The following is an 18,398-nucleotide window of genomic DNA, read 5'->3' as shown; positions in this document are numbered from 1 at the left end:
CAAGTTTCCGGGACACCGGTCGCACTGGCGGGACGTCCCGCCAAGTCAGGCCGTGCCGCAGCGGGCGCAGATGCCCTCGATCTCGACGGTGGCCTCGACGGCCGTGAAGCCCGCGCGCGTGGCCGCAGCGGCAATCGCGTCGGCGACCGCATGGTCGGCGATCTCGACCGTCGCGCCGCAGCGGCGGCAGATCAGGAACTGGTGCGGGTGATCATGGTCGTGCCCATGGCCGTGACCGGACTCGGTGCAGCCGATGAAGGCGTTCAGCCGCTCCACCTTGTGGATCAGCCCATGCTCCAGCAGGAAGTCGAGAGCGCGGTAGACGGTGGGCGGCGCCGCCCCGGGCCGGTCGGCCTTCAGGCGGTCGAGCAGCGCATAGGCACCGACAGGCGAATCCGAGGCCAGGATCAGGTCCAGCACCTGGCGGCGCAGCGGCGTGAGCTTGGCTCCGCGGCGCAGGCAGGCCGCTTCGGCCTCGTTCAGTTGCTGTTCCCGGCTGATGGTCGCGGTCATGCGCGTTTCCCGTTCACGTCGCGTGATACTATATCGTGACGCCATGAGCACCACCGCAACCGCCGCGGCGCGTTTCCTCGACGCCGTCCGCTTCGACGCCAACGGCCTCGTCGCCTGCATCGCCCAGCAGCACGACACGGGCGAGGTCCTGATGATGGCCTGGATGAACGCCGAGGCGGTGGCCGAGACGCTGGCGACCGGGCGCGTGTGCTACTGGTCCCGCTCGCGCCAGGCGCTGTGGCGCAAGGGGGAGACCTCCGGCCAGGTGCAGCGGCTGGTGGACCTTCGGGTCGATTGCGACGGGGACACGCTGCTCGCGCTGGTCGACCAGACGGGCGTCGCCTGCCACACCGGGCGGCACAACTGCTTCTTCCGGGCGATCCGGGGCGAGGAGCTCGCGACCATCGCCGAACCCGAGGTCGATCCCAAGGCGCTCTACGGCGCATGAAGATCCCGGTCACGGTGCTGACGGGCTTCCTCGGCGCCGGGAAGACGACGTTGCTGAACCGGCTGCTCAAGGCGCCGGAGATGGCCGGCACGGCCGTGCTGATCAACGAGTTCGGCGAGATCGGCCTCGATCACCTGCTGGTCGAGCGTCTGGACGAGGACACCGTCCTGCTGAACGCGGGGTGCCTGTGCTGCACGGTCCGCGGCGACCTGGTGCGGGCGCTGCGCGACCTCGCGGCGCGGGCCCAGGACGGCCGGGTGCTCACGCGCGTGGTGGTCGAGACGACCGGCCTCGCCGATCCCGCGCCGATCCTGCAGACGCTGATGTCCGATCCGGTCGTCCTGTCGGTCTACGCCCTCGACGGGGTGGTGACGCTGGTCGATGCGGTGGCAGGCCAGGCCACGCTCGACACCCAGGCCGAAGCCGTGAAGCAGGCCGCCATGGCCGATCGCATCGTGCTGACCAAGACCGACCTGTCGGATCCGGCCGATGTGGCGGCGCTTGAGGCGCGGCTCGCGGGGTTGAATCCGGTCGCGCCCGTGTTGCGCGCCGTTGCCGGGGCGATTGCGCCGGCGACGCTGCTCGGCCTCGGCGGCTTCACGGCCGAAGGCCGCATCCCCGAGGTCGCGACCTGGCTCACGGCCGAGGCGGCGCGCGGGCACCATCATCATCATCACCACCACGACCCGAACCGCCACGACGCCGCGATCCACGCCTTCGGCCTCGTCTTCGACGAGCCCCTGCCCTGGCAGGGCGTGGCGACCTGGCTCGAGATGCTGGCCGTCACCCGGGGGGACAGCGTGCTGCGGGTGAAGGGTCTGCTGAACCTGGAGGGCAAGGACCGGCCCGTCGCCATCCATGGCGTGCAGCACGTCTTCCATCCACCCGCCATGCTGGCGACATGGCCCCCGGGTCACGACCGACGGTCGAGAATCACCTTCGTCCTGCGCAACCTCCCGCGCGAGGTGGTGGAGGCCGGACTCGTGTCATTCGTCACATCCGCGCGAGAGGCCGCCGAAACCGGGCGGGAATCCGGGCGCTGACAACGAGAAACTACACATACTCGTGTAGTATCGGAGCCGTGATATGCCCAAGGACGCCATGCACGACGGAAGGATCGGGATCGGGAGAGGATTTGTCCTGCTCGCGCTGCTTCTGTGTTCCTTGCCTGCGGGGGCGCAGGCGCCGGCCACCCCGACCCCGCCCACCGTCCGGGACTGCCAGGACTGCCCCGAGATGGTGATGCTGCCGCGCGGCACCTTCACCATGGGCGTGCCCGCCGGCGAGGAGGAACGGGAGACCGTTCCCGTCGATGTCCGCGGACGCTCCTCGCCGCAGACGCGCGTCACCATCGCCCCGGGGCTGGCGATGGCGGCGCGTCCGGTGACCCGCGGCGAGTTCGCGGCCTTCGTCGCCGCCACCGGCTATGCGCCGGGCAGCAGCTGCTGGGCATTCTCGAACAACGGCTCCTCCTACGAATACCTCGAGCGGGCCGGCCTGAACTGGCGCGACCCGGGATTCTCGCAGGCCGACAATCACCCCGTCGTCTGCGTGAGCTGGGAGGATGCCAACGCCTATGCCGAGTGGCTCTCGCGCCGGACCGGGCATGTCTACCGCCTGCCGAGCGAGGCGGAGTGGGAGTATGCGGCACGGGCGGGGACCACGGGAGCGCGCTTCTGGGGCGATGCGAATTCGCAGGCCTGCCAGTTCGCCAATGTCGCGGACCTCACCCTCGCCTCGGCGCTGAACCTCGACCGGCGGCCGCAATTCTCGTTCCGCTGCAACGACGGCTTCGTCTACACCGCGCCCGTCGGCAGCTTCCGGCCCAACCCGTTCGGGCTCTACGACATGCTCGGCAATGTCTGGCAGTGGACGATGGACTGCCTCAATCCGGACCTGTCGGGACAGTCGAGCGACGGCGCAACCCGCACCACGGGGGACTGCGCCACCCGCATGATGCGGGGCGGGTCCTGGAGCCATCTCCCCTGGTATGTCCGGGCCGGCAACCGCGCGCGCGGGCATGCGACGGACCGATTCAACTTCGCAGGCTTCCGCCTGGTGCGCGAACGCTGAGGTTCAGCCGCGGCGCAGCTTCACCCACAGGATGGGCAGCGTCAGCAGCAGCGTCGCCGCATTCGCGGCGACGACGGCGGGCAATCCGGCCAGCGCCCCATAAGCGAGCCACAGGACGATGCCGGTGATCAGCAGCAGCAGCATCGCGAGGCTGAGGTCCCGCGCGCTGCCGCTGCGCAGCGTGCGCACGGCCTGTGGCAGATAGGCTGTCGTGGTGAGCGCACCAGCGGCCAGGCCGAGGACTTCGATGGGGTTCATGATGCCTCCCCCCTTTCCCGGCGGCGGGGGCGCCCCTATGCATCGGGCCATGGAACCTGTCCACCTCCGCTTCGAAACGCTGCGCGGTGCGGCGCTGCGCGATCGGCTGGCCGACCTTGCGCGGCTGCGCATCGCCGTCTTCCGGGAGTGGCCCTACCTCTATGAGGGCAACCCCGCCTACGAGGAGACCTACCTCGTTGCCTTCGCCGAGAGCCCGGGCGCGGCGCTGATCGCCGCCTTCGACGGGGACCAGGTGGTCGGCTGCGCCACATGCCAGCCGATGACGGAAGCGGAGGAGGTCGTGCCGCAGGCCTTCCGGTCCCGTGGGTTGGATCCCTCGCGCTGGTGCTATTTCGGCGAGAGCGTGCTGTTGGCCGACTATCGTGGCCGCGGGGCCGGCGTGCGGTTCTTCGAGTTGCGGGAGGCGCATGCCCGCGCGCTCGGCCTCCAGGCAGCAGCCTTCTGCTCCGTCACGCGCAATGACAACGATCCGCGCCGGCCGAAGGCGTATGTTCCGCTGGACGCATTCTGGCGTAAGCGCGGCTACGAACGCCGCGGTGACGTTTCGCTGGTCTTCGACTGGCAGGAGGTTGGTGACGACCGCAAGACGCCGCACGCCCTCGGCTTCTGGGTGAAGGACCCGCTGTGAGCACGCCCGAGGCGAAGCCGCTGCGGCTCGGGCTACTGCAATACGGTGTCGGCCGCCCCGAAGGCGTCGCGGCCTTCGGGCGCGCGCTCGAGCAGCGCCTCGAAGCCGGGCGGGCGCAGGCCGACCTACTCGTGCTGCCGGAGTATGCCTGCGTCGAGCTCGGCGCCGCGCTGGCCGGCGGTGACGCCGCCGACGAGCGGACCGAGCTCGCGGCCATGGTCGCGGCCGCGCCCGACATTCTCGCGACGATGCGCGAGGCCGCGCGGCGGCTCGGCGTCTGGCTGATCCCCGGCACGCTGCCGATGCCCGCCGAGGACGGGCGCGTGGTGAACCGCGCGCCGCTCATCGCCCCGGATGGCCGTATCGCGTTCCAGGACAAGCGCGCCATGACGCGCTTCGAGGCCGAGCGCTGGGGCGTCTCGCAGGGCAGCGATCCGCAGGTGTTCGACACGCCCTGGGGGCGGATCGGCATCTCCGTCTGCTACGACGTGGAATTCCCCAAGCATGTTCGGGTGCAGGTCGAGGCCGGCGCCTGGGCGATCCTGGCACCCTCCTGCACGGATTCCATGCACGGCTTCAACCGCGTGCGTGTTGGCGCCGCGGCGCGGGCGATGGAGAACCAGTGCTACGTCGCCATCACGCCGACCGTCGGCACGGCCCCGTGGTCGGCCGCGCTCGACGTGAATCGCGGCCATGCGGCGGTCTTCGGCCCGGTGGATCGCGGCTTCCCGGAGGACGGCGTGCTGGCGCGCGGCGCGCTCGACCAGGAGGAATGGGTGTTCTGCCGGCTCGACCCGGCGAAGATTGCGGCGGTGCGCGCCGACGGCCAGGTGCGCAACCACCGCGACTGGCCCGCGCGCCCCTTCCGCCCGGCGACGCCGGCGGCATTCGCATGACGCTGGTCTACATCGTCGCCGGCGAAGCCTCGGGCGACGTCCTCGGCGCGCGGCTGATCGCGGCGCTGCGCCGCAAGCGCCCGGACCTCGACTTCGCCGGCATCGGCGGGCCGCGCATGGCCGAGCAGGGCGTCCCCAGCCTGTTCGACTATCGCGAGCTCGCGCTGATGGGGCTGCTCGAGGTGCTGCCCAAGGTCTTCCGCCTCAAGCGCCTGCTGGCCGAGGCTGCGGCGGACGTGACGGCGAAGCGCCCCGCCGTGCTGGTGACGATCGACAGCCCGGGCTTCACGCTGCGGCTCGCTGCGATGATCCGATCGACCGGCGTACCGATCGTGCACTACGTCGCGCCCCAGGTCTGGGCCTGGCGGCCGGGGCGCGTGGTGAAGCTGAAGGAGAAGGTGGATCGCATCCTCTGCCTCCTGCCCTTCGAGCCGATCTTCTTCGAGGCCGCCGGCATACCCGTGACCTTCGTCGGCCATCCGGTGCTGGAAAGCGGAGCGGATGCCGGCGACGCGGAACGCTTCCGCACCGCGCACGGCCTGCGCGGAGAGGAACGCCCCATCATCGTCATGCCCGGCAGCCGACGCATGGAGGCATCGCGCCTGCTGCCGATCTTCGGCGCGGCGCTGCGCATCGCCTCGGAGAAGCTGCCCGGCCTGCGTCCCGTCGTGCCCGTGGCACCGATCGTCGCCGAGACGGTACGCCGCGTCGCCGCGGACTGGCCCGCCGCCCCGATCCTCGTCGAGGGCAACGATGCCAAGCACGACGCCTTCGCCGCCGTCGCGCGGTCAGGCGGCGCGGGGCTGATCAAGTCCGGCACCTCGTCGCTGGAGATGGCGGTGGCGAGCATCCCGCATGTCGTCGCCTATCGCGTGAACCCCATCACCGCGGCGATCGTCCGGCGGCTGGTGAAGGTGCCGCATGCCTCACTGGTGAACCTGCTGGCGGAGCGCGAGGTGGTGCCCGAACGCATCCAGGAGGCCTGCACGCCCGAGGCACTGGCCGAGGCGCTGCTGCGGCCGATGCTCGACCCTACGGTGGCAGAGGCGCAGCGCGCGGGGTTCGCCGAGGCGCTGGGGAAGCTGCGCGCGCCGGAAGGGCTGCCGTCGGATGCGGCGGCCGAGGCCGTGCTGAAGGCGATCAAGGAATAAGGTCGGGGGAGGAGAACCTCCCCCGATCCCCCTCCCTTATTTGGATACTTGGTTCCAACGAAGGTTGAGGGGGGTGCAGGGGGGAGAAGTTCCCTTCTCCCCCCTGCCCTTCACGGTTGCATGTGGCTCCCGCCGTCCTCCAGCCAGTTCTGCCCGGTGATGAAGGACGCGCCCTCGGACAGCAGGAAGCAGATCAGCGGCGCCACCTCCTTCGGCGTGGCGATGCGTCCCAGCGGGATGCGCGCCAGCGTGCGGTCCCGGAACCGGTCGGAACGGATGGTCTCGGTCATCGGCGTCTCGACCGTGCCGAAGCCGACACTGTTCACGCGGATGCCGTAGCGCGCCCATTCCAGCGCCGCCGTCATCGTGATGCCGTAGAGCCCGGACTTCGCCGCCGAATAATTCACCTGGCCGATCGATCCGCGCTTCCCGGCGGTCGAGGAGATGTTGACGATCGCCCCGGGCCGCTGCTCGCCCGCCTTGGCGCGCGCGATCATGTGCCGGCCCACGGCCTGCTGCATCAGGTGGCAGGCGGTCAGGTTCACGTCGATCACGGCCTGCCACTGCGGCAGGGTCATCTTCTCGATCATCGCGGGCCGCGTGATGCCGGCGTTGTTGACCAGGCCGTGCACGGCGCCGAAGCGGGCCGCGGCGTCATCGACGATGCGGGCGCAAACGACCTCGTCCGTCACGTCGCCCTGGATGGCGAGCGTCCGGTCGCCGGCGAGCGCGCCGGAGACGGCCGCGAAGGTCTCCGGGTTGCGCTCGACCATGACGAGGTTGCCGCCGAGTTCGAGTACGAGTTCCGAGATGGCCCGGCCGATCCCCTGCCCGGTACCGGTGACGATGATGGTGCGGCCCGTGAGGGCCATCGGATTGGTCATGGCGCTTCCTTCCCCTGAGTGTTCCTGGAGGGAACGTCGCGCCGGCCGGTCAGGCTGGCAATACCGGAGGGGCACCGCCCCTCCGGCAAAGGCCGGAAGGCCTCTGCAACCCGCCACGAGGTAATGGTTTCCAAAGGCCCTACGGCCTTTGGTGGGGGAGGTCCGGAGGGGGCAAAGCCCCCTCCGCGTCAGTTCAGTCGCAGGCCGCGGATGAGATCCGGAGACGGCGCGACCTCGCCACGCTCGACGCGCTTCACGATCTCGGTCAGCGCGGCATTGGCGCGGGCGTCGATGCCGACTTCCTTGCCCTTGGCGACGACGAAGCCGTTGAGGAACTCGATCTCGGTCCGCCGGCCCTTCACCATGTCCTGGCCCATCGACGCACGATGCGCACCGCCGCCCGGCTTCTGCGTGTCCGCCAGGCGCTGCGCGTCATAGGCCGCGCGGGCCGCGGCATCGCCCTCGCCCGCCTTGGCGATGATCTCGGGATCGAGGTGCAGGATCTCCTCGAGGTCGTAGCCGAGGGACTGGCCGACGCGAATGGCCTCCGAGCCGAGGCGTGCCGCGAAGGCGCGGATCGCATCGTCGGCCGTGGCGTCCTTCGCGACCATCCCGGTCGCCGCGGCGATGCCGTTGCCCATGACGTTGGCGACGAGCTTCGACCAGCGCTCGCCCCAGAGGTTCGTCGTGGTCAGCGCGGAATCCGACAGCGCCACCAGCGAGGTGATGTATTCGGCGCGCGGGGAGACGCGGCCATGCGGCTCGCCCACGCGGTAGACGGTATGGGACGCGCCCGACTTGCCGGCGGCGCGCTTCACCAGGCCCGGACCCGTCAGTTCCACCGTGATCAGCGAGGCGATCGCGCCCAGCACCCGGCCCCAGCCGACGATGCCCGCGATCACTTCCTCATTGATGCAGTTCTGCAGGGAGACGACGTACCCGCCGGGCGCGAGATACTGCGCGATCATCGTCGTCGCCCAGGCGGTGTCGTAGGACTTCATGCAGACGAAGGCGATGTCGACCGGCTTCTGCTTCGCGAAGGACTGCAGCTCGGTGAGGTGGATCGCCTTCACCGGCACGGTGAACTCCGGGACGTCCTTGAGATGGGCGATGGTCAGGCCCTTGCTCCGCATCGCCTCGACATGCTCGGGCCAGGGGTCGATGAAGGTCACGTCGTATCCGGCCTGGGCCATGTAGGCCCCGGCATAGCCGCCGACCGCGCCGGCGCCGACGATGGCGATGCGTGGCTTGTCCATACTCTTTCGCTTCCTTCCCTCAGCCCGCGCGGATCGCGGCTTCCACGGCCAGCGCGACCTTCAGCGCGCGCCGGCCGGCGGCACCGTCCACCACAACCGGCGCGCCGTCCAGGCAGGCGGCGACGAAGGCCGCCTGCTCGGCTTCCAGGCTGTCATGGTCGGTCCAGGTCGCGCGGTCGATGCCCGAACCCGGCATGGTCGCGACCGGCTCGGCGCCACCACGGCGCAGCACCGCGAGCGAGCGGTCGAGGAAGTTGACGCTCATCTCCCCTTCGGTGCCGAGCACGCGCAGGCGGCGTTCCATGGCGAGGGAGACGCGCGAGGCGGTCAGCACCGCCGCCCGGCCGCCGGCGAAGCGCAGCCGGGCCACGGCAAAGTCCGGATGGTCCGAAGCCACGGCGGAACCGACCGCCTCGATCGCCTCGGGCTCGCCGCCCGCGAGTTCGAGGACCAGGTCGATATCGTGGATCATCAGGTCCAGTACGACGGAGACATCCAGGCTGCGCGGCCGGAACGGCGCGGCGCGGACGGCATCCCAGGACAGCGCCTGACCGCCGGCCGGCGCGCTGGTCACCGCCCGGAAGGCTGCCGAGAACCGCTCGATATGACCGACCTGCAGCACCCGCCCACGGCCGGTGGCCAATGCGATCAGTGCATCGGCCTCGGCCAGCGTCGCGGCGATGGGCTTCTCGATGAAGACGTGCTTGCCGGCGGAGAGCGCCGCCTCGGCCAGGGCGAAGTGGAATCGGGTCGGCGCGGCAATGATCACGGCATCCGAGACCGCGACCAGGGCAGCGGCGTCGAGGGGGATCGTTCCGGTCTCGGCGGCCACGGCCGCGACCCGGGCCTGGTCGGCATCGTGCAGCCCGGCGAGCCGGACCCGCGGGTTCGCCGCGGCCTTGAGGGCATGGAACCGGCCGAAATGGCCGACACCGAGGATTCCGAGGGCGAGTCGAGGATCGGTGGCGCTCATGACGCGGTCCTAGACCCTTCTCATTGGCATGGAAATCGGCCCGGACAGCGGGGTTGCATCCCCTGCCCCCCCTCGCCATTGTCCGCCCCGCTTAGAACTGGGGTACCGACTGCCGATGCTACATTTCGCGCGCTGGAAGACGGCCAGCATCCTGCTGGTCTGCCTGGCCGGGCTGCTGGTGAGCATCCCGAACCTGCTGCCGCGCACCGCCTTCCCGGACTGGTTCCCGGTGCGGCAGGTCAACCTCGGCCTCGACCTGCGCGGCGGATCCTACCTGCTGCTCGAGGTGGACCTGAACACGGTGGTCCGCGAACGGCTCGACAGCATGGTCGATGGCGCCCGCACCCGGCTGCGCACGGCGAATATCCGCTACGTCAACCTGGCCGCGGACGTGCCGAACCGGCGCATGGGCCTGCGCGTCACCGACCCTGCCCAGGTCCAGGCGGCGGTCGCGGCGCTGCGCGAACTGGCGAACCCCATCCAGACCGCGACCGGCCAGTCCATCCCCGACCTCGAGGTGACGAGCCAGCCCGACGGGCAGGTCTGGGCCACGGTGACCGAGGCCGGGCTGCGCGCCAAGGCGACCTCAGCCGTCGAGCAGTCGCTCGAGATCGTGCGCCGGCGCGTCGACGAGACCGGCGTGTCCGAGGCCCTGATCGCCCGACAGGGCCAATCCCGCATCCTGGTCACGCTGCCTGGCGTCGAGGACCCCAATCGCATCAAGGAACTGCTGGGCCGCACGGCCCGCATGACCTTCCACCTGGTCGACGACAACGCTGCCCTCGCCGCGACCCCGCCGCCCGGCGTGATGTTCCTGCCCGGCGAACGCGAAGGCGAGCGCTATGCCGTGCGCCGCCGCGTCGAAGTCGACGGCGCCAACCTCACCAACGCCCGCGCCGGCCAGGACAGCCGGACCGGCGAATGGGTGGTCAACTTCCAGTTCGATTCCGTCGGCACCCGCCGCTTCGCCCAGATCACGCGCGAGAACGTCGGCCGCCCCTTCGCCGTCGTTCTCGACGACAAGGTCATCACCGCCCCGGTGATCCGCGAGCCGATCATCGGCGGACAGGGCCAGATCAGCGGCAGCTTCAACGCCCGCTCGGCCAACGACCTCGCCGTGCTGTTGCGCGCCGGCGCCCTCCCCGCCCCGCTGACGGTGGTCGAGGAACGGACCGTCGGGCCCGAGCTCGGCGCCGACGCCATCCGGGCGGGCATGATCGCGCTCGCCGCCGGCACGATCTTCGTCTTCCTCTACATGGGCCTCGCCTACGGCGTTCTCGGCTGGTTCGCGAACATCGCGCTCGCCATCAACATCCTGCTGGTCATCGCCAGCATGACGCTGATGGAAGCGACGCTGACCCTGCCGGGCATCGCCGGCATCGTGCTCACGCTCGGCACGGCGCTCGATGCGAACATCCTGATCAACGAGCGCATACGCGAGGAAGTCCGCAACGGACGGACGCCGATCAGCGCGTTGGAGGCCGGCTACACCAAGGCCTCCGGCACCATCATGGATTCGAACCTGACGAACCTGATCGCCATGGCCTGCCTCTACGGCTTCGGGTCGGGCACGGTGAAGGGCTTCGCGGTGACGGTGGCCATCGGCACCGTGGTGCAGATGTGGACCGCGACGGTGCTGACGCGCCTCATCACCTCCTGGTGGTATCGCGCGACGCGGCCGAAGGAGCTGCCGGTGTTCCAGCGGCCGGGCCTGTCGCTCTACGAGCGCTTGCGCCGCCCGCTGTTCCGCATCTTCCCCGACGACACGCGCATCCCCTTCATGAAGGCGGCGCGAATGGGGCTGATCGGGTCGGCCGTGCTGTCCACCCTGTCGATCGCGATCGCCTTCTATCCGGGCCTCGAGAAGGGCATCGACTTCAAGGGCGGGATCGAGATGGAGGTCCGCACGCCCCAGGCCGGCGACATCGGCGCGCTGCGCGCGAGCGTCGGCGGGCTGAACCTCGGCGACGCCACCATCCTGCAGTTCGGCGACGCCTCGACCTTCGCGATCCGCCTGCCCGCCCAGGGCGACGAGGGCGCGGTTCAGGTGGCAGTCAACAAGGTCCGCGATGCGCTCGAGCAGGTGGCACCCGGCACGCGGATCCTGCGCGTGGACGCTGTGGGCAACCGCGTGTCGGACGAGCTGTTCATCGGCGGGATGATGGCCCTCGGCCTCAGCTTCATCGCGATGCTGTTCTACATCTGGGCCAGGTTCGAATGGCAGTTCGGCTTCGCCGCCATCGTCACCCTCATCCTGGACGTCACCAAGACGATCGGGTTCATGGTGCTGTTCCAGGTCGAGTTCAACCTGACCACGATCGCCGGCATCCTGACGGTCATCGGCTTCAGCGCGAACGACAAGGTCGTGGTGTTCGACCGCATGCGCGAGAACCTGCGCAAGTTCAAGACGATGCCGCTCGACCAGCTGGTGGACCAGTCGATCAACGAGACGATGAACCGCTCCCTCGGCACCTCCATGACGCTGCTGCTCTCAGCCGTGCCGCTGGCGCTGTTCGGTGGCGATACGCTGTCGGGGTTCGCGTGGGTGATGCTCGTGGGCATCGTCATCTCGGCGGGATCGTCGGTGTTCATCGCGGCGCCGATCGTGCTCTACAGCGGGCGCAACCGTCTGCGGCGCAGCGAGGAAACCGCTGTCGCACCCGCCGGCAAGCCGGCCGCCTGACGGGGCGGCCGGCCGGGCGCGTCAGCCTTCCCAGGCGCGCCTGTAGAGGCTGACGATCGTCGCGGCATCCGGCACCGCCGGATTGTTCGCCGGGCTGCCCGAGGCGAGCGCCTGGTCGGCCATGGTCGTCAGCAGCCCGTCCCACTTCGCCGGATCGATGCCGAAGGCACCGGGCGTCGGCACGGCGAGGTCGCGGTTCAGGTCGCGCAGTTCCTGCAGCAGCTTCGCCCCCGCGGACTGGTCGCCCTCGGCCGAGGTGGCAATGCCCATGGCGCGCGCCGCTTCGGCGTAGCGCGGCAGGGCGGCGTTCAGGCTGTACTCCGTCACCGCCGGCAGCAGCATCGCGTTCGACAGCCCGTGCGGCACGTGGAAATGCGCGCCGATCGGGCGCGACATGCCATGGACCAGCGCGACCGAGGAATTGCTGAAGGCGATGCCGGCCAGCGTCGCACCCTTCATCATCGCAGCGCGCGCCACGGCGTTGGACGGTTCGCGATAGACCGTGCGCAAGTTCGGCGCGATCAGGCGCATCGCGCGCAGCGCGTATTCGTCGGCCTCGTCGTTCGCGCGCTTCGAGACGAAGGCCTCGAGCGCGTGGGTCAGGCTGTCGATGCCGGTGTCCGCGGTCGTGCGCGGCGGCACGCTGAAAGTCAGCTCGAAATCCACCACGGCGGCGAGCGGCAGCGCGCCGAGGCCGGCGATCAGCATCTTCTCGTCGCGCTCGGTGTCGGTGATGACGGTGAAGCGCGTCGCCTCGCTGCCCGTCCCCGCCGTGGTCGGGATGCAGATGACCGGCAGCGCGGCGCGGTTGGCCTGCGCCGGCACCTTGAAGTCCCGCATCTTCGCCCCGGGCGCGGCGGCGCCGAGGATCGCCATGGCCTTGGCCGTGTCCATCGGCGAGCCGCCTCCGAAGCCGACCAGGCAGTCGTAGTCGCCGCCCTTCATCGCCGCGACGCCGGCCTCGATGACGGTGTCGGTCGGGTCGGGGACGGTGTCGCTGAAGACGCCCGCCGCGATGCCCGCCGCGCGCAGCGGCGCGAGCGCCTTCTCGACCGTACCGGAGGAGACCATCCAGGGATCGGTCACCACCAGCGGCTTCGACAGGCCGAACTGGCCCAGCACCTCGGCGAGCCTGCCGACCGAACCGCCACCGATCATCAGCAGGCGGGGCGAGACGAAGGTCGTGGTCACGACGCCTTCCCCTCGCGGATCATCGTGATGATGCCGGAGAAGTCCTTGCCGCCGCCTCCGCTTTCGACGAAGCGGTCGAACAGCGCGAGCGCGAGCGCGCCGACCTTCGCATCCACGCCGGCATCCTTCGCCGCCTGCTGCGCGAGGCCGAGGTCCTTGCGCATCAACGCCGCAGTGAAGCCCGGGGCGAAGTCGCGGTTCGCCGCACTCGTCGGCACGGGGCCGGGCACCGGGCAGGAATTGTTCAGCGCCCAGGACATGGCGGTGGATTTGGAACAGACGTCATAGAGCGCCTGTGCCGGCAGGCCGAGGCGCTCGGCCATGACGAAGGCTTCCGAGGTCACCGCCATGGTGGCGGCGAGCATCATGTTGTTGCACAGCTTCGCCACCTGCCCCGCGCCGGCCGGGCCGCAATGCACGATCGTCTTGCCCATGGCGCCGAGGATGGGGCGCGCGCGCTCCACCGCATCGGCCTCGCCACCGACCATGAAGGTGAGCGTGCCGGCCTCGGCCCCGCCGACGCCACCCGACACCGGCGCGTCCAAGAAGGGGCGCCCGGCCGCCGCGGCGACATCACGCGCCGTCGCGACGTCGATGGTCGAGCAATCCATCAGCAGCGCATCGGCGCGCGAGGCCTTGGCGAGACCGCCCTGCCCCAGCCAGGCGTCGCGCACCTGCTCGCCCGCGGGCAGCATGGTGATGACGACGTCGGCGTCCTGCGCGGCGGCCGCCGAGGAAAAGGCCGCCTTGCCGCCCGACGCGACGACGGCGTCGACCGCCGCCGGCACGATGTCGAAGACGACGACCTCATGCCCGGCCTTGAGCAGGTTGCGCGCCATATGCGCGCCCATGCGGCCAAGACCGACGAAACCGATGCGTGCCATGACGCTCTCCCTTATTCGGCGCGGATGCCGACGCGGCGGATCAGGTCGCCGAGGCGGACGAATTCGCGTTCGTTGCGTGCCTGATAGACCTCGGGCGTGCCCGGCAGCGGCCGGGCGCCAAGTTCCGCCATGCGCGCGGCGATCTCGGGCTTCTCGAGCCCGGCGCGCAATACAGCATTGGTGCGGACGATGATCTCGGGCGGCGTGCCGCGCGGGGCGACCAGGCCGAACCAGGCGGTGACCTCGTAGCCCGGCAGGGTCTCCGCGATCGCCGGGATCTCCGGGTTCGCGGGCCAGCGCTCCGCCGAGGTCACGCCGATCGCCACCAGCGCGCCGGAGCGGATGTGCGGCATGATGGACGGCAGGTTGTCGCAGCCGAAATCGATGCGACCCGGCAGCAGGTCCGTCATCATCGGCGCGCTGCCGCGATAGGAAACATGCGTCGCCTCGAAGCCGCCCATCAGGCGGAAGAGCTCGGCGGCGAGATGCGTCGAGCCGCCGATGCTGGTCTCGCCATAGGACAGCGTGCGCTGCTTCGCGAGCGCGATCAGCGCGGCGGCATCACGCACCCCGACGCCGGGATATGCGGCGATGAGGTTCGGCACCTCCGCGATCTGGCCGATCGGCAGGAAATCCTTGAGCGGGTCGAAGCCCGCATTCGCATAGAGGTGCGGGTTGATCGCATTGGTACCCGGCGAGCCGAGCAGCAGCGTGTAGCCATCCGCCGGGCTGCGCAGCACCGCCTGGGCGGCGATGTTGGACCCCGCGCCGGGGCGGTTTTCGACCACGAAGGGCTGGCCGAGCGCTTCCTGCAGGATCTGCGCGGCGAGGCGGCCGAGGATGTCCGTCGTTCCGCCGGCCGGGAAGCCGACGAGGATGCGCACGGGCCGGTTCGGCCAGGAGGCCTGCGCGAAGGCGGGCGCGGCGAGCGCGGCGGTCGCCGCGGTGATGAACAATCGCCGGCGCAACGTCGTGGACACTGTTTCCTCCGGGGGCTTGATTGCCCCCAGTGTCGGTAGGGCATTGCCCGCTTGTCAAACCACCCCGCGCGTCAGGCGGCCCGCGCCTTGGCGTAGAGCGCGAGGCGCTTCGCCGCGTTCTCCGACAGCCCGCCGGTGAAGTCGAGGCCGGCCGGCGGCAGGGCCTCCGCGAAGTGGCAGGCGGCATCGTGGCCGGGGCCAAGGCGGCGCAGCGACGGCGCTTCGCTCCGGCAGCGGTCCTGCGCGAAGGGGCATCGCGTGTGGAAGCGGCAGCCCGGGGGCGGGTTGAGCGGGCTCGGCAGGTCGCCGCCAAGCGGCTTGACCTGGCCGCGCCGCTCGGGGTCCGGATGCGGGATCGCGGAGAGCAGCGCGCGCGTATACGGATGGCGCGGCGAGGCGAATAGCGACCGCTTGTCGCCGATCTCGACGATCTGGCCGAGATACATCACCGCCACCCGGTCGGCGACATGCTTCACCACCGCGAGGTCGTGCGCGATGAACAGATAGGCGAGGCCGAAGCGCCGCTGCAGGTCCTTCAGCAGGTTCACCACCTGCGCCTGGATCGAGACGTCGAGGGCGGAGACCGGCTCGTCGCACACTACGAGGTCGGGCTGCACCGACAAGGCGCGCGCGATGCCGATGCGCTGGCGCTGGCCGCCCGAGAATTCGTGCGGGTAGCGCTGCGCGTGGAAGGCCCGCAGGCCGACCACGGTAAGCAACTCCTCGACCCGCTTGCGCCGCGCGGCGGCGTCGCCGATGCCGTGGACCAGCATGGGTTCCGCGATGGTCTCGGCGACCGTCAGGCGCGGGTTCAGGCTGGCGTAGGGGTCCTGGAAGACGATCTGCATCCGCCGGCGCATCGCCCGCTGTGCGGCGCCGGTGATGCGCGTGACGTCCACGCCCTCGAAGCGGATGCTGCCGGCGGAAGGTTCGATCAGCCGCAGCACGAGCCGCGCGGTAGTCGACTTGCCGCAGCCGGATTCACCGACCAAAGCGAGCGTCTCGCCGCGGTTCACGCTGAAGGACACGCCATCGACGGCGCGCACCGTGCCAACCTGCTTGGCGACGATCAGCCCCTTGCGGACCGGGTAGTGCTTGGCGAGGCCCGTGACCTCGAGCAGCGTCTCGCTCATGCCGCGAAGGCCTCCACGGGCGCGCGCAGGCAGGCGGCGCTGTGCCCCGAGACGACCTCGCGCAGCGGCGGCTGGTCCGACTTGCACTCGGCCGCGGCGAAGGGACAGCGCGGATGGAAGCGGCAGCCCTTGGGCAGCGCGAAGGGCGGCGGCACGCTGCCGTCGATGGCAAGCAGCGTCTCGCGTTCTTCGTCCAGCCGCGGCACGGAACCGAGCAGCCCAAGCGTGTAGGGATGCATGGGGTCGCCGAAGATGGCGCCGGCCTCGGCGCGCTCGACCACGCGGCCGGCATACATGACCGCGACCTCGTCGGCCATTTCCGCCACCACGCCGAGGTCGTGGGTGATGAGGATGATCGACATCCCCGTCTCGGCCTGCAGGTCGCGCAGCAGGTCCAGGATCTGCGCCTGGACGGTCACGTCGAGCGCGGTCGTCGGCTCGTCCGCGATCAACAGCTTCGGACGGCAGGCGAGCGCCATGGCGATCATCACGCGCTGCCGCATGCCGCCCGAGAGCTGATGCGGATATTCGTCGAAGCGCCGATCGGGCGACGGGATGCGGACGCGATTCAGCGCCTCGATGGCGCGTTCGCGCAGTTCGGCCGCCGAAGCGCGCGGATCGTGGGCGCGCATCGCCTCGGTGATCTGGAAGCCGACGGTGTGGACCGGGTTCAGGCTGGTCATCGGCTCCTGGAAGATCATCGCGACCTGGCTGCCGCGGACCTGGCGCATCTCGGCCGAGGACAGGCCCACCAGGTCACGCCCTTCCAGCAGCACGCGCCCGGCCGCGATGCGGCCGGGATGCGCGACCAGGCGCATGACGGACAGCGAGAGCACCGACTTGCCGCAGCCGCTCTCGCCCACGATGCCGAGGGTGCGGCCGCGCGGGACCGACAGGTCCACGCCATCGACCGCCGTCACCTCGCCGCCATGGGTGCGGAAGACGGTCCGCAACCCCTCGATGCGGAGGAGATCCTCGCTCACGACCAGTGGAACGTCGGCGGCGCGATCTTCTCGGCGCTGCGATGCGCCCAGTCCTGCTGCGGCACGCGGCCGACGACGCGCTTCTGCGCCTCGTGCAGGTGCTCGGCGGCCTGCCGGTAGTCCATGGTCAGCACCTCGCCATCCTCGACCACCTTGTTGCCGTCGACATAGACGGCCTTCAGCGCGCGGTCGCCGGCGGCGTAGATCAGGCTGCGCAGCGGGTCATAGGCCGGGCGGATCATCGGATGGGTGATGTCCACCAGCGAGAAGTCGGCCTTGCAGCCGACGGCCAGCCGCCCGATGTCGTCGCGCCCGAGCGCCTTCGCCCCGCCGATCGTTGCGGCGTTGAACAGGTCGGTCGTCTGCAGTGTGCGCGGCGACCCCGCCTGGGTGCGCGCGATATGCGCGGCGAGCCGCATCTCATCCAGCATGTTGTGCGGATAGGTGTCGGTGCCGATGCCCATGTTCACCCCGCCGCGGATGTAGCGGCCGAGGTCCTTCATCGCGATGCCGCGGCGGGCGAAGACGGTCGGGCAATGCGCGACCGTGCTGCCCGTCTCCGCGAGACGGCCGAGGTCGGACTCCGTATGCCAGCGCGTCGACGGGTGGTCGTCGAGGAAGATGCCGTGCCCGATGATCGTCCGCTCGCCGAGGAGCCCCATGCTGTCGAGCCAGCCGATCGGAGTCATGCCGTGGCGGCGGGTGATCTCGTGGAACTCGACCACCGACTGCGCGGCGTGGATCTGCCAGGACAGGCCGCGTGACTTCGCCTCCGCCCGGCTGTCCTTCAGCAGGCCAGCCGAACAGGTGTCGATCTGCGCCGGCACCACCATGCCGAACAGGCGGCCGCACTCATGCTGCTCGGCGCGCTCGATCAGGCGGAGGGCCTCCTCCATCGCCTTCTCGCCGGCCTTCTCGTCCCACTCGTATTCCACGACGTGGCCGTTCTTGGTGAACCAGCGCGCGGAACGGAACATCGGCGCGACGCAGACCCGCATGCCCGCTTCGGCAAGCAGGTCGAGCCAGCCCGGATGCGCCATGGACAGGTCCGCAAGCGTCGTGACGCCGGAGAGCAGCAGCTCCGACAGCGCCACGCGCACGCAATGCGGCACCGCTTCCGCATCGGCGCGGAAGATCGGCATGTATTCGTAGAGCGACGAATTATAGAGCCCCGGCGAGCCGATCTCGTCGAGGAAGCCCTTGTTCAGCGGCTCGCTCGAGGGGTGCGAATGGATGTTCACGAGCCCCGGCATGACCATCAGCCCGCGCCCGTCGATCACCGCATCGGCGGCCCCTTCATAGGCGCGGCCGAGGAAGGTGATGGTGCCGTCCGTGAAGGCGACATCCATGTCGGGCATGTAGCTGTGGGACTTCGCCGTGGAGTCCCACCCCACGACGAGTTCGGCATTCTTGATGAGCGTGGTGGTCATGGCAGCACCCTTC

The 18,398-nt window shown here is 70.2% G+C and carries 18 protein-coding genes; 7 read left to right on the top strand and 11 right to left on the bottom strand.

From position 1 onward, the window contains the following. Nucleotides 1-45 precede the first annotated feature (45 nt). A complete protein-coding gene (locus GWK16_RS13725; RefSeq protein ID WP_248291373.1) occupies nt 46-513 on the bottom strand; it encodes a Fur family transcriptional regulator in 468 nt (155 codons plus the stop codon). A 43-nt stretch (nt 514-556) separates the two neighbouring features. On the opposite strand from GWK16_RS13725, the gene hisI reads away from it, so the two are divergent. The 3 genes from hisI (at nt 557) to GWK16_RS13710 (ending at nt 3,034) form a co-directional block, all read left to right on the top strand. Beyond that, nucleotides 557-961 (top strand): phosphoribosyl-AMP cyclohydrolase, encoded by a 405-nt coding sequence (gene hisI, locus GWK16_RS13720; RefSeq protein ID WP_211187402.1) that lies wholly within the window; start codon nt 557-559, stop codon nt 959-961. Beyond that, nucleotides 958-2,004, top strand: coding sequence for a CobW family GTP-binding protein (locus GWK16_RS13715; protein WP_170054541.1), 1,047 nt, complete (start codon nt 958-960; stop codon nt 2,002-2,004). Before hisI ends, GWK16_RS13715 begins: the two co-directional genes overlap by 4 nt. A 193-nt stretch (nt 2,005-2,197) precedes the next feature. Continuing rightward, nucleotides 2,198-3,034: a formylglycine-generating enzyme family protein gene (locus tag GWK16_RS13710; RefSeq protein ID WP_170054540.1), complete on the top strand. Its 837-nt coding sequence runs from the start codon at nt 2,198-2,200 to the stop codon at nt 3,032-3,034. 3 nt (nt 3,035-3,037) lie between these two features. Here GWK16_RS13710 and GWK16_RS13705 read toward each other — a convergent pair whose 3' ends face one another. Beyond that, nucleotides 3,038-3,292, bottom strand: a complete 255-nt coding sequence (locus GWK16_RS13705) for a SemiSWEET family sugar transporter (protein WP_170054539.1) — start codon at nt 3,290-3,292, stop codon at nt 3,038-3,040. Nucleotides 3,293-3,341: 49 nt separating this feature from the next. On the opposite strand from GWK16_RS13705, the gene GWK16_RS13700 reads away from it, so the two are divergent. Genes GWK16_RS13700 through lpxB form a run of 3 tightly spaced genes read left to right on the top strand, consistent with a single transcriptional unit; the run spans nt 3,342 to nt 5,988 of the window. Then, nucleotides 3,342-3,941, top strand: coding sequence for a GNAT family N-acetyltransferase (locus tag GWK16_RS13700; RefSeq protein ID WP_170054538.1), 600 nt, complete (start codon nt 3,342-3,344; stop codon nt 3,939-3,941). Next, the gene (locus tag GWK16_RS13695) at nt 3,938-4,837 is read left to right on the top strand and encodes a nitrilase-related carbon-nitrogen hydrolase (RefSeq protein WP_170054537.1); all 900 of its coding nucleotides are present in this window, start codon (nt 3,938-3,940) and stop codon (nt 4,835-4,837) included. The genes GWK16_RS13700 and GWK16_RS13695 overlap by 4 nt, the downstream gene beginning before the upstream one ends. After that, a complete protein-coding gene (gene lpxB / locus GWK16_RS13690; protein WP_170054536.1) occupies nt 4,834-5,988 on the top strand; it encodes a lipid-A-disaccharide synthase in 1,155 nt (384 codons plus the stop codon). Before GWK16_RS13695 ends, lpxB begins: the two co-directional genes overlap by 4 nt. Nucleotides 5,989-6,098: 110 nt before the next feature. On the opposite strand, the gene GWK16_RS13685 is transcribed toward lpxB, so the two are convergent. The 3 genes from GWK16_RS13685 to GWK16_RS13675 form a co-directional block, all read right to left on the bottom strand. Next, a complete protein-coding gene (locus GWK16_RS13685; protein WP_170054535.1) occupies nt 6,099-6,872 on the bottom strand; it encodes an SDR family NAD(P)-dependent oxidoreductase in 774 nt (257 codons plus the stop codon). Nucleotides 6,873-7,060: 188 nt separating this feature from the next. After that, a complete protein-coding gene (locus GWK16_RS13680; protein ID WP_170054534.1) occupies nt 7,061-8,128 on the bottom strand; it encodes a ketopantoate reductase family protein in 1,068 nt (355 codons plus the stop codon). A 19-nt stretch (nt 8,129-8,147) separates the two neighbouring features. After that, nucleotides 8,148-9,101 (bottom strand): Gfo/Idh/MocA family protein, encoded by a 954-nt coding sequence (locus GWK16_RS13675; protein ID WP_170054533.1) that lies wholly within the window; start codon nt 9,099-9,101, stop codon nt 8,148-8,150. Nucleotides 9,102-9,216: 115 nt separating this feature from the next. Between GWK16_RS13675 and secD the strand changes: the two genes are divergently transcribed. Continuing rightward, entirely contained in the window at nt 9,217-11,784 is a 2,568-nt protein-coding gene (secD, locus tag GWK16_RS13670; protein WP_170054532.1) for a protein translocase subunit SecD, read from the top strand. 21 nt (nt 11,785-11,805) lie between these two features. Here the strand turns inward: secD and GWK16_RS13665 are convergent, their stop codons facing one another. From GWK16_RS13665 to GWK16_RS13640, 6 genes are all read right to left on the bottom strand, one after another. After that, complete coding sequence (locus GWK16_RS13665) at nt 11,806-12,975, bottom strand: iron-containing alcohol dehydrogenase (protein WP_170054531.1); 1,170 nt, start codon at nt 12,973-12,975, stop codon at nt 11,806-11,808. Then, nucleotides 12,972-13,859, bottom strand: a complete 888-nt coding sequence (mmsB, locus tag GWK16_RS13660; protein WP_170054530.1) for a 3-hydroxyisobutyrate dehydrogenase — start codon at nt 13,857-13,859, stop codon at nt 12,972-12,974. The genes GWK16_RS13665 and mmsB overlap by 4 nt, the downstream gene beginning before the upstream one ends. A gap of 11 nt (nt 13,860-13,870) precedes the next feature. Continuing rightward, nucleotides 13,871-14,839, bottom strand: a complete 969-nt coding sequence (locus GWK16_RS13655) for a tripartite tricarboxylate transporter substrate-binding protein (RefSeq protein ID WP_170054529.1) — start codon at nt 14,837-14,839, stop codon at nt 13,871-13,873. A 71-nt stretch (nt 14,840-14,910) separates the two neighbouring features. Then, nucleotides 14,911-15,972 carry an ABC transporter ATP-binding protein gene (locus GWK16_RS13650; protein WP_170054528.1) on the bottom strand — a complete coding sequence of 354 codons (1,062 nt, stop codon included), beginning with the start codon at nt 15,970-15,972 and terminating at the stop codon, nt 14,911-14,913. After that, a complete protein-coding gene (locus GWK16_RS13645; RefSeq protein WP_170054527.1) occupies nt 15,969-16,955 on the bottom strand; it encodes an oligopeptide/dipeptide ABC transporter ATP-binding protein in 987 nt (328 codons plus the stop codon). The genes GWK16_RS13650 and GWK16_RS13645 overlap by 4 nt, the downstream gene beginning before the upstream one ends. Next, on the bottom strand, nt 16,952-18,385 hold the full coding sequence (locus GWK16_RS13640) for an amidohydrolase family protein (protein WP_170054526.1): 1,434 nt from the start codon (nt 18,383-18,385) through the stop codon (nt 16,952-16,954). Before GWK16_RS13640 ends, GWK16_RS13645 begins: the two co-directional genes overlap by 4 nt. Between the last annotated feature and the right edge of the window lie 13 nt (nt 18,386-18,398).

Source organism: Neoroseomonas marina (assembly GCF_012927745.1).
In the GTDB taxonomy this organism is placed as follows: domain Bacteria; phylum Pseudomonadota; class Alphaproteobacteria; order Acetobacterales; family Acetobacteraceae; genus Neoroseomonas; species Neoroseomonas marina.
This window is presented reverse-complemented; position numbering and strand designations above follow the sequence as displayed.

What these genes read in the sequence shown, in the direction of transcription:
- GWK16_RS13685 (WP_170054535.1), bottom strand. Translation starts at nt 6,872, where the DNA reads ATGACCAATCCGATGGCCCTCACGGGCCGCACCATCATCGTCACCGGT.
- GWK16_RS13700 (WP_170054538.1), top strand. Translation starts at nt 3,342, where the DNA reads ATGGAACCTGTCCACCTCCGCTTCGAAACGCTGCGCGGTGCGGCGCTG.
- hisI (WP_211187402.1), top strand. Translation starts at nt 557, where the DNA reads ATGAGCACCACCGCAACCGCCGCGGCGCGTTTCCTCGACGCCGTCCGC.
- GWK16_RS13640 (WP_170054526.1), bottom strand. Translation starts at nt 18,385, where the DNA reads ATGACCACCACGCTCATCAAGAATGCCGAACTCGTCGTGGGGTGGGAC.
- GWK16_RS13675 (WP_170054533.1), bottom strand. Translation starts at nt 9,101, where the DNA reads ATGAGCGCCACCGATCCTCGACTCGCCCTCGGAATCCTCGGTGTCGGC.
- GWK16_RS13725 (WP_248291373.1), bottom strand. Translation starts at nt 513, where the DNA reads ATGACCGCGACCATCAGCCGGGAACAGCAACTGAACGAGGCCGAAGCG.
- GWK16_RS13680 (WP_170054534.1), bottom strand. Translation starts at nt 8,128, where the DNA reads ATGGACAAGCCACGCATCGCCATCGTCGGCGCCGGCGCGGTCGGCGGC.
- mmsB (WP_170054530.1), bottom strand. Translation starts at nt 13,859, where the DNA reads ATGGCACGCATCGGTTTCGTCGGTCTTGGCCGCATGGGCGCGCATATG.
- lpxB (WP_170054536.1), top strand. Translation starts at nt 4,834, where the DNA reads ATGACGCTGGTCTACATCGTCGCCGGCGAAGCCTCGGGCGACGTCCTC.
- GWK16_RS13705 (WP_170054539.1), bottom strand. Translation starts at nt 3,292, where the DNA reads ATGAACCCCATCGAAGTCCTCGGCCTGGCCGCTGGTGCGCTCACCACG.
- GWK16_RS13710 (WP_170054540.1), top strand. Translation starts at nt 2,198, where the DNA reads ATGGTGATGCTGCCGCGCGGCACCTTCACCATGGGCGTGCCCGCCGGC.
- GWK16_RS13715 (WP_170054541.1), top strand. Translation starts at nt 958, where the DNA reads ATGAAGATCCCGGTCACGGTGCTGACGGGCTTCCTCGGCGCCGGGAAG.
- GWK16_RS13650 (WP_170054528.1), bottom strand. Translation starts at nt 15,972, where the DNA reads ATGAGCGAGACGCTGCTCGAGGTCACGGGCCTCGCCAAGCACTACCCG.
- secD (WP_170054532.1), top strand. Translation starts at nt 9,217, where the DNA reads ATGCTACATTTCGCGCGCTGGAAGACGGCCAGCATCCTGCTGGTCTGC.